At 73.4% G+C, this 13,876-nt stretch carries 13 protein-coding genes; 2 read left to right on the top strand and 11 right to left on the bottom strand.

The window, feature by feature from the left end; translation table 11 throughout:
- Positions 1-424 precede the first annotated feature (424 nt).
- From proC to UW392_RS63285, 6 genes are all read right to left on the bottom strand, one after another.
- Positions 425-1,234 carry a pyrroline-5-carboxylate reductase gene (gene proC / locus UW392_RS63310; RefSeq protein ID WP_320784579.1) on the bottom strand — a complete coding sequence of 270 codons (810 nt, stop codon included), beginning with the start codon at positions 1,232-1,234 and terminating at the stop codon, positions 425-427.
- Between the two features lie 94 nt (positions 1,235-1,328).
- A complete protein-coding gene (locus tag UW392_RS63305; protein WP_320784578.1) occupies positions 1,329-2,093 on the bottom strand; it encodes an ABC transporter permease in 765 nt (254 codons plus the stop codon).
- Entirely contained in the window at positions 2,090-2,881 is a 792-nt protein-coding gene (locus UW392_RS63300) for an ABC transporter ATP-binding protein (RefSeq protein ID WP_320784577.1), read from the bottom strand. The genes UW392_RS63305 and UW392_RS63300 overlap by 4 nt, the downstream gene beginning before the upstream one ends.
- Positions 2,882-2,965: 84 nt before the next feature.
- The gene (locus UW392_RS63295; protein ID WP_320784576.1) at positions 2,966-3,742 is read right to left on the bottom strand and encodes a class I SAM-dependent methyltransferase; all 777 of its coding nucleotides are present in this window, start codon (positions 3,740-3,742) and stop codon (positions 2,966-2,968) included.
- A 107-nt stretch (positions 3,743-3,849) separates the two neighbouring features.
- Positions 3,850-4,368: an EamA/RhaT family transporter gene (locus tag UW392_RS63290; protein WP_320784575.1), complete on the bottom strand. Its 519-nt coding sequence runs from the start codon at positions 4,366-4,368 to the stop codon at positions 3,850-3,852.
- An 83-nt stretch (positions 4,369-4,451) separates the two neighbouring features.
- Positions 4,452-4,769, bottom strand: coding sequence for an SH3 domain-containing protein (locus UW392_RS63285; RefSeq protein ID WP_320784574.1), 318 nt, complete (start codon positions 4,767-4,769; stop codon positions 4,452-4,454).
- 128 nt (positions 4,770-4,897) lie between these two features.
- Between UW392_RS63285 and UW392_RS63280 the strand changes: the two genes are divergently transcribed.
- Positions 4,898-7,036: a serine/threonine-protein kinase gene (locus tag UW392_RS63280; RefSeq protein WP_320784573.1), complete on the top strand. Its 2,139-nt coding sequence runs from the start codon at positions 4,898-4,900 to the stop codon at positions 7,034-7,036.
- A 24-nt stretch (positions 7,037-7,060) separates the two neighbouring features.
- On the opposite strand, the gene ilvD is transcribed toward UW392_RS63280, so the two are convergent.
- The 4 genes from ilvD to UW392_RS63260 all read right to left on the bottom strand — a co-directional run bounded on the left by ilvD (position 7,061) and on the right by UW392_RS63260 (position 11,609).
- On the bottom strand, positions 7,061-8,914 hold the full coding sequence (gene ilvD, locus UW392_RS63275; protein WP_320784572.1) for a dihydroxy-acid dehydratase: 1,854 nt from the start codon (positions 8,912-8,914) through the stop codon (positions 7,061-7,063).
- A gap of 131 nt (positions 8,915-9,045) precedes the next feature.
- Entirely contained in the window at positions 9,046-9,705 is a 660-nt protein-coding gene (locus UW392_RS63270; protein WP_320784571.1) for a TetR family transcriptional regulator, read from the bottom strand.
- Complete coding sequence (locus tag UW392_RS63265) at positions 9,702-10,544, bottom strand: sugar phosphate isomerase/epimerase (protein ID WP_320784570.1); 843 nt, start codon at positions 10,542-10,544, stop codon at positions 9,702-9,704. The genes UW392_RS63270 and UW392_RS63265 overlap by 4 nt, the downstream gene beginning before the upstream one ends.
- Before the next feature lie 132 nt (positions 10,545-10,676).
- Entirely contained in the window at positions 10,677-11,609 is a 933-nt protein-coding gene (locus UW392_RS63260) for a Ppx/GppA phosphatase family protein (protein ID WP_320784569.1), read from the bottom strand.
- 71 nt (positions 11,610-11,680) lie between these two features.
- On the opposite strand from UW392_RS63260, the gene UW392_RS63255 reads away from it, so the two are divergent.
- A complete protein-coding gene (locus UW392_RS63255) occupies positions 11,681-12,529 on the top strand; it encodes a hypothetical protein (protein ID WP_320784568.1) in 849 nt (282 codons plus the stop codon).
- Positions 12,530-12,542: 13 nt separating this feature from the next.
- Here the strand turns inward: UW392_RS63255 and UW392_RS63250 are convergent.
- Positions 12,543-13,876 (bottom strand): BACON domain-containing protein (locus UW392_RS63250; protein ID WP_320784567.1); only part of this gene is annotated, 1,334 nt, incomplete at its 5' end.

Here is a 13,876-nt window from a genome sequence, read left to right as displayed (position 1 = left end):
ACCCGAGAGACTCTCTCAGGCTTTCCTCCGGGCGCTTCCCTTCGGTCCTGCTTGTCTTGCTGTCTTGCGTTTCCGACTCTATCAGATCTTTCCGATCCGATTTCCTCGGTGCTTTCCAGGTTCTCGCTTTCGCGTTTCCCTTTCCGGCGGTTCCTACTCTATCAGATCCTTTCGGGCCTGATTCCCAGTCAGCGGGCTTTGTCTTTGCGGCTGTTGGGCCGTTCCGACGAGTGGAACTTTAGCGGATTCCCGGCCCCCGACCTAATCGGGGGGTTCGCTCTCACGAACAGGGATTCCTCATTCCGCGCATACGCATGCCAATGGCATCAATGCTCGTACGTACGGGATGGCTGTCCGGGGACCGACCGGAGTCGGCGCTCACGTCGGACAGCTCGGAGAACCTTACGGATGCCGGGCAGGCATGTCAAACGGTGCCGCCGGCCAGCTCGCGGCTGCGGTCGCGGGCCGCTTCGAGGGCAGCGATGAGGGCGGCCCGTACGCCGTGGTTCTCCAGCTCGCGGATGGCGTTGATGGTCGTGCCGGCGGGCGAGGTGACGTTCTCGCGGAGGCGGACCGGGTGCTCGCCGCTGTCGCGGAGCATCGTCGCGGCGCCGATCGCGGACTGCACGATCAGGTCGTGGGCCTTGTCGCGGGGCAGGCCCAGGAGGATGCCGGCGTCGGTCATGGCCTCGACCAGGTAGAAGAAGTAGGCCGGGCCTGAGCCGGAGAGGGCGGTGCAGGCGTCCTGCTGGTTCTCGGGGACCCGGAGGGTCTTGCCGACGGCTCCGAAGATTTCCTCGGCATGGGCGAGGTGACCGGCGGTGGCGTGGGTGCCCGCGGAGATGACGGACATCGCCTCGTCCACGAGGGCGGGCGTGTTCGTCATGACGCGGACGACCGGGGTGCCGGCGGCGAGGCGCTCCTCGAAGAACGAGGTCGGGATGCCGGCGGCGCCGCTGATGACCAGGCGGTCGGCGGGGACGTGCGGCGCGAGCTCGTCGAGGAGCGTGCCCATGTCCTGCGGCTTGACCGTGAGGATCAGGGTGTCGGCGGTCTTGGCGGCCTCCGTGTTGGTGACCGGGGTGACCCCGTACCGGGAACGGAGTTCTTCGGCGCGCTCGGGGCGGCGGGTGGTGACCAGGAGGTCGGCGGGGGCCCAGCCGGCCCGGATCACTCCACTGAGCAGGGCTTCGCCGATCTTGCCGGTGCCGAGGACTGCGACTTTCTGGGTCATGGCTGCGGGTGACCTCCGGGGTGTACGTCGTCCGGCGTCAATCGTCGCACCGGTGGGTCGGCGCGGGGGCCGCTGTCCGGTGGGCGGGACACGCCTACCGCGTGCGGCGGCGGAGGGTGGCGGCGCCCAGGCAGAGGACGAGGAGCGCGCAGCCCGCGACGATCGACACGTCCCGTACGAAGGCGGTGGTCAGGTCGGTGTGCCGGAGCACCTCGTTCATGCCGTCGACGGCGTAGGACATGGGCAGGACGTCGGATATCGCCTCCAGGGCGGGGTGCATCTGGTCGCGCGGGGTGAAGAGGCCGCAGAGCAGGAGCTGCGGGAAGATCACCGCGGGCATGAACTGGACGGCCTGGAACTCGGACGCCGCGAACGCCGACACGAAGAGGCCGAGGGCCGTGCCCAGCAGGGCGTCGAGCAGGGCGACGAGGAGCAGCAGCCAGGGGCTGCCGGTGACGTCCAGGCCGAGGAACCAGAGCGCCAGTCCCGTCGCCAGGGCGGACTGGACGATCGCGAGGGCGCCGAAGGCGAGGGCGTAGCCGGCGATCAGGTCGCCCTTGCCGAGCGGCATGGCGAGGAGGCGTTCGAGGGTGCCCGAGGTGCGTTCGCGCAGGGTGGCGATGGACGTCACCAGGAACATCGTGATCAGCGGGAAGATGCCGAGGAGCGAGGCGCCGATGGTGTCGAAGGTGCCGGGGTCGGCGTCGAAGACGTACCGCAGCAGGAACAGCATCAGGCAGGGGACCAGGAGCAGCAGCGCGATGGTGCGCGGGTCGTGGCCGAGCTGGCGCAGGACACGGGCGGCGGTGGCGGCGGTGCGGGCGGCGCTCAGGGCCCGGGGCGGGGGCGGGGGCGTCATCGGGCCTTCTCCTCGGTGCGGGTCGCGGCGGCCGCCTCGTCCACGAGGTGGAGGAAGGCCGCTTCGACCGTGTCGGAGTGCGTGCGGGTGCGCAGGGCTTCGGGCGTGTCGGCGGCGAGGATGCGGCCCTCGCGCATGAGAAGGAGGTCGTGGCAGCGCTCGGCCTCGTCCATGACGTGGGAGGAGACGAGGAGGGTGGTGCCGCGGTCGGTGGCGAGGGTGTGGAAGAGGTGCCAGAGGTCCCGGCGGAGTACGGGGTCCAGGCCGACCGTCGGTTCGTCGAGGACCAGGAGTTCGGGGGTGCCGAGGAGGGCGACGGCCAGGGAGACGCGGCTGCGCTGGCCGCCGGAGAGATGGCCGGCCAGGGCGTCCGCGTGGCCGGTGAGGTCGACGTCGGCGAGGGCCCGGTCGACGTCGTGGCGGCGGTCGGCGGCGGAGGCGGACCCGGGGCGGCCGGGTGCGAGGACCGCGGCGAAGTAGTCGAGGTTCTGGCGGACGGTGAGGTCGTCGAAGACGGACGGGGCCTGGGTGACGTAGCCGATCCGGGCGCGCAGGGAGGGGTGGCCGGCGGGGGTGCCGAGGACGTCGAGGGTGCCGGTGACCTTGGCCTGGGTGCCGACGACGGCGCGCATCAGGGTCGACTTGCCGCAGCCGGAGGGGCCGAGGAGGCCGGTGACGCGGCCGGGCGGGACGGTGAAGCCGAGGTCGCGCAGGACGGTGCGCGGGCCCCGGCGGACGGTGAGGTGCTCGGCACGGACGGCAGGCTGCTGCGACGAGTAATTCACCATGTGATGAATACTGCTCCGGGCGCGACAAGGCGTCAAGGGGCCGCCGGTCGCCGGACGGGGGCCGTCAGGCGGTGGACGGGGCCGTCAGGCCGGCGGTGCCGTCGCGAGCAGCAGGATCACGTCGTAGACCTCCTCGACGATGCCGTCGGGGAAGGCGGTCATGAGGTGGGTGCGCTCCTCGGTGAGGAAGGCGGCGCTCTCCTGCTCGTCCCGGACGAGGAGGACGGAGTGGCTGCCGAGGTTGGCCAGGTGGGTGTCGACCGGGACGCGGCGGCTCCAGCGGACGACGCGGCGGACCGGGACGAGGCGGCCCGCGGGGTCGGACAGCCGGGCGCCGGCGCCGCGCTGTTCGGCGGCGACGTCGAGGGCGAAGTGGCGGCGGAGGCGTTCGGCGGCGGCGGCGATCCACGGCACGTCGACGGCAGCGGTGTTCCACCAGAGGGCGAGCGCGCCGCCGGGCCGCAGGACACGCAGCGCCTCCGGCACGGCGCGCGCGGGGTCGGTCCAGTGCCACGCCTGGGCGTAGGTGAGCAGGTCGGCGCAGGAGTCGGCGAGCGGGAGGGCGTCGCCGGTGCCGCGCACGAGTGGCACGTCGGGCAGGGTACGGCGGAACTGGGCGGCCATGCCCGCGCCGGGTTCGACGGCTATGACGTCGGCGCCGCGCTCGCGCAGAAGGGTGGTGGCGATGCCGGTACCGGCGCCGATGTCGGCTACGCGGGCCCCGGCGAGCGGGCGGCCGGTGAGTTCTTCGATGGTGTCGAAGAGGGCGGGCGGGTAGGCCGGGCGGTTCGCGGCGTACTGGGCAGCGGCGGCGTTGAAGGAGGCGGCGCGGGCGGCGTGGACCTGCCGGTGTGTGGTCATACGGCCATGGTGGCCGTGGGCGTGGGGCGGTGGGGAGGTCGCGAGGTGGAGAGGTCGCGAGGTGGAGAGGTACGGGACTGCCGGTGCCGTACGTACCGGTGTGCGGTCTAGCCCCTCCGGCGCTTCTTCGGGTTGCCCGAGCGGCGGGTCGTGCGCTTCTCGTACTGGGCGCGGGCCGTTTCGTACTCCGCGCGGTGGAGCTTCTCGCCGGGGGCCTCCGTGAGGCAGCGCAGGGCGTAGGCGAGGAGGGAGCCGACGAAGCCGATGGCGAGCAGGCCGCGCAGGGACGCCTGGCGGTCGGGGTCGGGCCGGCGGCTGAAGGCGCCCCAGGTGTGGCCGAAGGCCAGCGCGCTGCACACCGCGAACATGACGATCACCAGGACGGTGACGAAGCTGCCGATGTCGGCGATCTGGAGGCCCTGGTAGGCGACGCGCAGGACGAGGCAGGCGGCGGCCGCCGCGACGAGCGCGCCCACGGCGAGGCCGAGGCGGCGGGCGGTGTAGCCGCCGTCGTGGTGCACCCACGTCGTGCCGAAGAACCGGATGGGCTCCGGGCGGGGGCCGGTCGGGGGCGGGGAGCCCGCGGTGGTCTCCGGGTTGCCGTTCGTGCCGTTCTCTGCGCTCACGCGTCGATTATGGCCGCCGGGGTCACCGCGGGCTCCGGGTGGTTCCGGGTGGATCAGCGTGGTTCAGCGTGGTTCAGCGTGGATCAGGAACAGCGCGGACGGATGTAGCCGTCGCTGCCGGTGCGGACGTAGGCGTCCGAGACGTACTCGCCGCTGTCGATGTTGTCCCAGATGGCCGAGGTGCCGTAGGTGCCGGTGACTCTCGTGCCCGGTGACTGGCAGAAGATCGGGACCTTGGCGCCCTCGAGCAGGACCCGGACGAGCGCGTAGCCGGTACCGGGGCCGCTGCGGACGTTGAGGCGGACGCCGGGCGCCACCGCGTAGTACGTCAGGGCCGCCGCCGTGGCGACGGCCTCCCCCTCGTCGCCGCCTGTCGCCTCCACGACCTGTTCGACCGACATGAGAACTCCCCCCGTTGTTCCTCTGATGCGTGTGGTGTGCGGGAGGCTAGCAAGCCGCCTCTGTGTCGTACGAGTCTTCGACTAGGCTCCGTGCGTCGCGCTCGCGGACGAACAGTACGGGGGGTCCCATGGCGCCGCAGCGGAGCACCGGAACGGGTCCGGAAGCGGAGCTTCCGGAGTACGCCGGTCACTATCGCCTGGAGTCCTGTCTCGGGTCGGGCGGCATGGGCGTCGTCCACCTGGCGCGGAGCACCTCGGGGATGCGGCTCGCGGTGAAGGTCGTGCACGCGGAGTTCGCCAGGGACCCGGAGTTCAGGGGCCGGTTCCGGCAGGAGGTGGCGGCGGCCCGGCGGGTGAGCGGCGCGTTCACCGCACCGGTCGTCGACGCCGACCCGGACGCCGGACGGCCGTGGATGGCGACGCTGTTCATCGACGCGCCGACCCTCGCCGAGCAGGTGAAGCGGAACGGTCCGCTGGACGCGGCGCGGCTGCGCCGGGTGATGGCGGGGCTGGCGGAGGCGCTGCGCGACATCCACCGGGTCGGGGTCGTGCACCGGGACCTGAAGCCGAGCAACGTGCTGCTCGCCGAGGACGGGCCGAAGGTCATCGACTTCGGGATATCGCGGCCGGCCGACAGCGAACTCCGTACGGAGACCGGGAAGCTGATCGGGACGCCGCCGTTCATGGCGCCCGAGCAGTTCCGCCGGCCCCGGGACGTGGGCCCGGCGGCCGACGTCTTCGCGCTGGGCTCGGTGATGGTGCACGCGGCGACCGGACGGGGGCCGTTCGACTCCGACAGTCCGTACGTCGTCGCCTACCAGGTCGTGCACGACGAGCCCGATCTGACCGGGGTGCCGGAGCCGCTCGCCGCGCTGGTGCGGCGGTGTCTGGCGAAGGAGCCTGAGGAGCGGCCGACACCGGACGAGCTGATGCGGCGGCTGCGGTCGGTGGCGGCGTCGTACGACACGCAGGCGTTCATACCGGCGCAGCGGACGGGGGCGGGGCCTTCGGCCGGTGTGCCCGCTCCTGTTCCTGATCACGGGACTGCCGGGCCGTCGGAGCCGTCGGAGCCGTCCGGGGCGCTCCCGCGGCGGCTCTCGGGGCTGCGTCGCCGGTCCGTCCTGCTGGCGGCCGGGGTCTGTCTCGCCGTCGCCGGGACGCTCGTACCCGTACTGCTGCTCGGCGGGGCGGACGGTTCCGATCGGGCGCCGTCCGGGGACGCGCGGAGCGCTCCGGCCGCGTTCACCGGGTGGGCGGCGGCCGGGGCGGCGGGCAGCGCCGAGTGCTCGTACGGGGCGGGGCGGCTGCTGTGCGCGCGGCCGGGGACGGTCTTCGCCCTCGACGCCGACGACGGCTCACGGCTGTGGGAGCGCTCCGTCGCGGACGCCTCCAGGAGCGGGCCGCCGGTCGTCTCCGGCGGTCTCGTCCAGCCCGCGCTCAACGAGGGCGACACGCTGGAGGGGCTCGACCCGGCGACGGGCGAACCGTCCTGGCGGCGGGAGCTGGCCGGGTACCGCGGGCTGCGGGCGGTCGGCGGCACCCTGCTGGTCACCGGCGCGGACGGCGAGGTCACCGGCGTGGACGGGGCCACCGGTGCCGTGCTGTGGACACGGCGGGTGCCGGGGCAGGCGGTGCCGCACTTCTCCTCGTTCGCCGGGGCGGGACCGGCGTACGCGACGACCGTGGCCGACGACGGGACCGGCACCGAGGTCACCGCCGTGGACCCCGCGACGGGCGACGTGCGCTGGCACGCGGAGCCGGCGGGGGCGCTGGAACCGGTGGGCGCGGCGGACGGTTCGGTCGTCTTCCTGGAGACCGACCCGGTCTACGGGGAGGCGCGCGCCGTCGTCCGGTACACGCCGGGGGGCGGGGAGCCGAGCCGGGTGGCGCTGTCCGCGCCGGTGGCGCAGGCGCACGGCAGCGTGCGCGGGGACACGGTGTACCTGATGGGCGCGGGCGGCACGCTGACCGCCGTGGATCTGGAGGCGGGGAAGCAGCGGTGGAGCCTGGAGACGGGCGTCAGCCGCGGGTCGGCGCCGGTCGCCGACGCGCGGCACGTGTACGTCACCGCGCCCGACGGGCGTCTGCTGGGCGTGGACGCCCGTACGGGGAAGCTCCTCGGGCAGACGGACCCGCGGCTCGGGGCCGACTCCGACCGGGTGGCGGCGACGCTGCCCTCCCCCGTGGCCGCCGGGGGCCGGGTCTACGCGTCGGCGCCCGACGGGACGGTGTTCGCGGTGGACGGGGGCGACCCGGGCGGCTGGTAGCGGCCGGGTCGCCGGGGAGCGGGGTCAGCCGAGTTTGCTGACGTCCCGCACCGCGCCCTTGTCCGCGCTGGTCGCCATAGCCGCGTACGCCTTGAGCGCCACGGAGACCTTGCGGTCGCGGTCCTTCGGGGCGTACGCGCCGTTCAGCGCCTGCTCGCGGCGGGCCAGCTCGGCGTCGTCGACCAGCAGCTCGATGGAGCGGCCGGGGATGTCGATGCGGATGCGGTCGCCGTCCTCGACGAGGGCGATGGTGCCGCCGGAGGCCGCCTCCGGGGAGGCGTGGCCGATGGACAGGCCCGAGGTGCCGCCGGAGAAGCGGCCGTCGGTGACAAGGGCGCAGCTCTTGCCGAGGCCGCGGCCCTTGAGGAAGGAGGTCGGGTAGAGCATCTCCTGCATGCCGGGGCCGCCCTTGGGGCCCTCGTAGCGGATCACCACGACGTCGCCGTGGGTGATCTGTTTCTTCAGGATCTTCTCGACGGCCTCTTCCTGCGACTCGCAGACGACCGCCGGGCCCTCGAAGGTCCAGATGGACTCGTCGACGCCGGCCGTCTTCACGACGCAGCCGTCCACGGCGAGGTTGCCCTTGAGGACCGCCAGGCCGCCGTCCTTGGAGTACGCGTGCTCCAGCGAGCGGATGCAGCCGTTCTCGGCGTCGGTGTCGAGGGTCTCCCAGCGCTCGGACTGGGAGAACGCCTCGGCGGAGCGGACGCAGCCGGGGGCCGCGTGCCACAGCTCGACCGCCTCGGGGGACGGGGAGCCGCCGCGGACGTCCCACGTCTTCAGCCAGTCGGCGAGGGAGGGGCTGTGGACGCTGTGCACGTCCTCGTTGAGCAGACCGGCCCGGTGCAGCTCGCCGAGGAGGGCGGGGATGCCGCCCGCGCGGTGCACGTCCTCCATGTAGTACGTACGGTCCTTCGCCACGTTCGGCGCGACCTTGGCGAGGCAGGGGACGCGGCGCGAGACGGCGTCGATCTCCCCGAGGCCGAACGGGACGCCGGCCTCCTGGGCGGCGGCCAGCAGGTGCAGGATCGTGTTGGTGGAGCCGCCCATGGCGATGTCCAGCGCCATGGCGTTCTCGAAGGCGGCGATCGTGGCGACGTTGCGCGGCAGGACCGTCTCGTCGTCCTGCTCGTAGTGGCGCCGGGTGATGTCCATGACCGTGCGCGCCGCGTTCTCGTACAGCGCGCGGCGGGCGGTGTGGGTGGCGAGCACCGAGCCGTTGCCCGGCAGGGAGAGGCCGATCGCCTCGGTCAGGCAGTTCATCGAGTTGGCGGTGAACATGCCTGAACAGCTGCCGCAGGTCGGGCAGGCGTTCTCCTCGATACGGAGGATGTCCTCGTCGGAGATCTTGTCGTTCACGGCGTCGGAGATCGCGTCGACCAGGTCGAGCGTGCGGACCGTGCCGTCGACGAGGGTCGCGCGGCCGGACTCCATGGGGCCGCCGGAGACGAAGACCGTCGGGATGTTCAGGCGGAGCGCCGCCATCAGCATGCCGGGGGTGATCTTGTCGCAGTTGGAGATGCAGACCAGGGCGTCGGCGCAGTGCGCCTCGACCATGTACTCCACGCTGTCCGCGATCAGGTCGCGGGAGGGCAGGGAGTAGAGCATGCCGCCGTGGCCCATGGCGATGCCGTCGTCGACGGCGATCGTGTTGAACTCGCGCGGGATGCCGCCGGCCGCCGTGACCGCCTCGCTGACGATCCGGCCGACGGGGGCCAGGTGGGTGTGGCCGGGCACGAACTCGGTGAAGCTGTTGGCGATCGCGATGATCGGCTTCCGGCCGATGTCCGCACCGGGTACACCGGAGGCGCGCATAAGGGCGCGGGCGCCCGCCATGTTGCGGCCGTGGGTGACTGTGCGGGACCTCAGCTCGGGCATCGCTGCTCGCTCCTTCGGGAAGTCTTGAGTGTCATCGAGCGTACGCCGCTCTTCCAGTGACCGGGACGGGGTGTCCGAATTGCGGGACGTCCGTCTCGTGCCGTGTCCTGATCAGTCCTGTTCAGTGCTGTTCAGGGGCGGGTGAGGTGGCTCTGGACCACCGGTGCCAGCCGGGCGACCACCTGCTCGATGTCGGCCGAGGCCAGCGGTTCGAGCCGGATGACGTGGCGGAGCAGGGCGACGCCGACCAGCTGGGCGGCGGCCAGTTCTGCGCGCAGCTCCGCGTCCGGCAGGTCGAGGTGGGCGGCCATGCGGCGCAGCAGCTGTCCGGCGAGCAGGCTGCGGAAGACGGCGGCGGCGGTGTCGTTGGTCACCGCCGAGCGGACGATGGCCAGCAGGGGCTCGCGGGTGGCGGGGTCCTCCCAGACGCCGAGGGCGTAGCGGGTCAGGCGCTCGCCCATGGCGTCCGGGGGGCCTTCGGCGACGGTGTCGGGGGCGCGCAGGGCCGGGGCGAAGGCGACCTCCACGGCGGCGGCGAAGACCTGTTCCTTGGTGCCGAAGTAGTGGTGCACGAGGGCCGGGTCGACCCGTGCCGACCTGGCGATGGAGCGTACGGAGGTCTTCTCGTAGCCGCGTTCGGAGAACTCCGCGCGGGCGGCGGTCAGGATGCGGTCGCGGGTGCCGGAGGACTCGGAGCGCGGGGGGCGGCCGCGGCGGCGGGCCGGGACTCCGCCCCCGCCGGTGGCGTCGCTTGCCGTCGAAGGGTTCCCGTCGCCGGTGGCGTCGCTCACCGTCGGGGGGTTTCCGTCGTCGGTGAGGACGGTGAGGCCGGTGAGGCCAGGTGGAGGCGGGTGAAGGCCAGGGCCTCCGCCAGGTCCGCCTCGCGTTCGGCGCCGGACATCGCGCGGCGGGTGTTGACCTCGATCACGACGTGCCCGTCGAAGCCGGTCAGCGCGAGGCGCTCCAGCGTCTCGGCGCAGGGCTGGGTGCCGCGGCCGGGGACGAGGTGCTCGTCCTTGGCCGAGCCGCGTCCGTCCGCGAGGTGGACGTGGCCGAGCCGGTCGCCCATGCGGTCGATCATCTGCAGGGCGTCGGTACGGGCGGTCGCCGTGTGACTGAGGTCGATCGTGAAGTGCCGGTAGTCGTCCTTGGTGACGTCCCAGTCGGGGGCGTAGGCGAGCATCTCGCGGTCCCGGTAGCGCCAGGGGTACATGTTCTCGACGGCGAACCGCACGTCGGTCTCGTCGGCCATCCGCCAGATGCCGCTGACGAAGTCGCGCGCGTACTGCCGCTGCCAGCGGAACGGGGGGTGGACGACGACCGTGCTCGCGCCGAGCTTCTCGGCCGCCGCGCGGGCGCGCTGGAGTTTGACCCAGGGGTCGGTGGACCACACGCGCTGCGTGATGAGCAGGCAGGGTGCGTGGACGGCCAGGATCGGCACCTGGTGGTAGTCGCTGAGTCTGCGCAGCGCCTCGATGTCCTGGCTGACCGGGTCGGTCCAGACCATGACCTCGACGCCGTCGTATCCGAGGCGCGCGGCGATCTCGAAGGCCGTCGCCGTCGACTCCGGGTAGACGGAGGCCGTCGACAGGGCGACCTTCGCATCCGGGATGCGTAGGGGCTCCGCCATGTCGTTCAGGTTACGGGGTGCGGTGGGTGGGTCCGGCCGCCTGATCGCCGTTGTGGTGATCGCCATAGTGCGGGCGCGGGTGCGTTGTGGTCGATCGCGCAGTTCCCCGCGCCCCTTCGGGGCGCATGGCTTTCAGTCCTGGCCCATGTGATCCAGTCTGCGGAGGATCACGCCCTCCCTGAGGGCCCAGGGGCAGATCTCCAGGGACTCGACGCCGAAGAGGTCCATCGCGGCCTCGGCGACCAGGGCGCCGGCGACGAGCTGGCCCGCGCGGCTCTCCGAGACGCCGGGCAGTTCGGAGCGCTCGGCGGTGGTCATGCCGGCCAGCCGCGGCACCCAGTCCTCCAGCGAGGTGCGCTTCAGCTCCCGCTGGACGTAGAGGCCGTCGGCGGAGCGGGCGGCGCCGGTGAGACGGGCCAGCTGCTTGAACGTCTTGGAGGTGGCGACGACGTGGTCGGGGGCGCCGAGGCGGGTGAACTCCCCGACCGTGCGGGCGATCTCGGCCCGTACGTCCCGGCGCAGCGCGCGTACGTCGTCGGGGTCGGGCGGATCGCCGGGCAGCCGGCCGGCGGTCAGGCGGCCCGCGCCGAGCGGCAGGGAGACGGCCGCGTCGGGTTCCTCGTCCATGCCGTACGCGATCTCCAGGGAGCCGCCGCCGATGTCGAGGACGAGCAGCTTGCCCGCGGACCAGCCGAACCAGCGGCGGGCGGCGAGGAAGGTGAGCCGGGCCTCCTCCGCGCCGGTGAGGACGGCCAGCTCGACGCCCGTCTCGGTCCGCACGCGCGCGAGGACCTCGTCGGCGTTGTCCGCCTCCCGCACCGCGGAGGTCGCGAACGGCAGCAGGTCTTCGACGCCCTTGTCCTCGGCGGCCTGGAGCGCCTCCTTGACGACGGCTATGAGCCGGTCGACCCCGGCGGCGCCGATCGCACCGTCCGTTTCGAGGAGTTGGGCGAGACGCAGTTCGACCTTGTACGAGTACGCCGGCAGCGGGCGTGCGCCGGGGTGCGCGTCCACCACCAGCAGATGCACCGTGTTCGAACCCACATCGAGGACACCGAGTCTCATGTACGGAACGCTACTGCCAGGACGGCCGTCGGTGGTGCGGGGACCGGGGGTGGGCGACTTACCCTGGACGGGTGCCAAAGACGAAGCAGGCGAAGGACGTGAAGTCGTCCAAGAAGGACAAGCGGAACAAGAAGGTCGAGACGGCCGGGTCTGTCCCGGCCGGGGACGAGAAGGGGCTCGACTTCGCGCGCGCGTGGGTGGAGTTTCCTGATCCGGCGGACGACGAGCAGGTCTTCCGCTGCGATCTGACATGGCTGACCTCTCGCTGGAACTGCGTCTTCGGCAGCGGGTGCCAGGGCATCCAGGCCGGCCGCGCGGACGACGGGTGCTGCTCCCTGGGTGCCCACTTCTCCGACGAGGACGACGAGGCCCGGGTCGCCGGTCACGTGGCGCGGCTGACGCCGGACATCTGGCAGCACCACGCCGAGGGCACGGCGAACGGCTGGGTCTCCGAGGACGAGGAGGGTTCCCGGCAGACCCGTCCCTTCCAGGGGTCGTGCATCTTCCAGAACCGCCCCGGTTTCGCCGGGGGCGCGGGCTGCTCGCTGCACATCCTGGCGCTCCGGGAGGGCCGTGAGCCGCTGGAGACCAAGCCGGACGTGTGCTGGCAGCTGCCGGTGCGACGGACCTACGAGTGGATCGACCGGCCCGACGACACGCGCGTGCTCCAGGTGTCCATCGGCGAGTACGACCGCCGGGGCTGGGGTCCGGGCGGTCACGACCTGCACTGGTGGTGCACGTCGGCCACCTCGGCGCACGGCGCGGGCGACCCGGTGTACGTGTCGTACCGGCCGGAGCTGACGGAGCTGATGGGCAAGGCCGGGTACGACCGGCTGGCCGAGCTGTGCGAGGAGCGGCTGGCGTCCCGGCTGCCGCTGCTGGCCCCGCACCCGGCCGATCCGGTCGGCCAGCACCAGTAGCCACCCGTAGCCCCTAGGGGGTCGCCGGGCTCGGGCCGCCGCCGTCCTCGGCCGGGGACGGCCCCTCGCCCGTACCGGTCGGGGAGGGCTGCTCGGGCGTGGGGTCGGGCGGCGTCGGCGTGGGCGTCGCGCTCGGCGGTGTCGTCGAGGGCACCGGGGTCGTGGGCGTCGGGTCGGACGGGTACGGGGTGTCCGGAGCGCTCGGGGTGCCGGGACGGGGACCGGGCCCGGAGGAGCCGGGCGCGGTGCCGTGGCCCTCGATGGAGACGACGGCGCCGACGGGCCCGACCGCCACGCGCGCGTGCCAGTGGCCGGACGGCTCGCGCAGGTGGTCGACGTACACCTTGAACGTCGTCTTCGTGCCGGGGACGAGCGTGCCCGAGGAGCGGCTGAGGTAGAGCCAGGCGGCGCCGGTCGACGCGGACCAGTCGACGGGGGTGTCCCCGGTGACGGTCAGGGTGACGACCGTGGTGCCGTGGTCCCGGGCGGCCGTCACCCGCATCTCGCCGGTGCCCACGCGGCCGTCGCCGAGGATCTCGACGGAGACGTCGGCCTCGCCGGCCGGGGCGGGTGAGGTGCCGGAGGCGGTGCCGGTGTTCCCGTAGCCGCCGTCCGCGGCGCCGTCGGTGTGGGTCTCGCCGGCGCTGGCCGCGCGGCCGTCTCCGGCCCCGTCCGCCGGGGCGCCCCGGTAGGCCGCCCACAGGGCGAGCACGGGAGCGGCGATGACGGTGGCGACGACGGTCGTGGTGACGGCACGCGCGCGCAGGCGGTCACGGCGGGCGGCGCGGTCCTTGGGGTCCATCGGGAAACCGCGCCGGTCGAACCGGGGAGCGGCGCTCCGCGCGCGCGGGAGGTGCGCCACGGCGCCGTGCAGCGTCGCGCGGGGGGCCGCCAGGACCGGCAGCGCGGCGGGGGTGACGCTGGTGCCGGGCCAGCGGCCCGGGACGGCCCGCTCTGCGGTGCGGCGGCAGCGCGGGCAGTCGTCGACGTGGCGGATCAGTTCGCGGCGCAGGACCGCGCTCAGTACCAGCTGGTCGTCGCCGCCGAAGCGGGCGACACCCGGGCAGGTGCCGTACTCGACGACGGCGAGCGCCGCGCGCGTGCGCTCCACCTCGCAGGCGGCGGAGGCGAGCAGGTCCCGCGCGGCGGCCGGTTCCATGCCGAGGACGGCGGCGACCTCGTGGGCGGCCAGGTGGTGGCGTACGGCCAGTTCGAGGGCCTCGCGCTGCTCCGGGGTGGTGCCGGCCGCCTCGGGCCAGGCGAGCAGGGCCAGTTCGCGGCGGCGGCGCTCCTCGACGTCCGCGGGGACGGCCGGGGCGGTGGCCGCCCCTTCCGCGGCGGGGCGGC

It is taken from the genome of Streptomyces sp. CRN 30, from assembly GCF_034105845.1.
Note: the sequence above shows the minus strand (reverse complement) of the source record. Positions and strands in the feature narration are given on the sequence as shown.

Bases quoted from the DNA above. Each gene is read 5' to 3' on its own strand.
- UW392_RS63300 (WP_320784577.1), bottom strand. From the start codon at position 2,881: ATGGTGAATTACTCGTCGCAGCAGCCTGCCGTCCGTGCCGAGCACCTC.
- UW392_RS63280 (WP_320784573.1), top strand. From the start codon at position 4,898: ATGGCGCCGCAGCGGAGCACCGGAACGGGTCCGGAAGCGGAGCTTCCG.
- UW392_RS63305 (WP_320784578.1), bottom strand. From the start codon at position 2,093: ATGACGCCCCCGCCCCCGCCCCGGGCCCTGAGCGCCGCCCGCACCGCC.
- UW392_RS63285 (WP_320784574.1), bottom strand. From the start codon at position 4,769: ATGTCGGTCGAACAGGTCGTGGAGGCGACAGGCGGCGACGAGGGGGAG.
- proC (WP_320784579.1), bottom strand. From the start codon at position 1,234: ATGACCCAGAAAGTCGCAGTCCTCGGCACCGGCAAGATCGGCGAAGCC.
- UW392_RS63295 (WP_320784576.1), bottom strand. From the start codon at position 3,742: ATGACCACACACCGGCAGGTCCACGCCGCCCGCGCCGCCTCCTTCAAC.
- UW392_RS63260 (WP_320784569.1), bottom strand. From the start codon at position 11,609: ATGAGACTCGGTGTCCTCGATGTGGGTTCGAACACGGTGCATCTGCTG.
- UW392_RS63265 (WP_320784570.1), bottom strand. From the start codon at position 10,544: ATGGCGGAGCCCCTACGCATCCCGGATGCGAAGGTCGCCCTGTCGACG.
- ilvD (WP_320784572.1), bottom strand. From the start codon at position 8,914: ATGCCCGAGCTGAGGTCCCGCACAGTCACCCACGGCCGCAACATGGCG.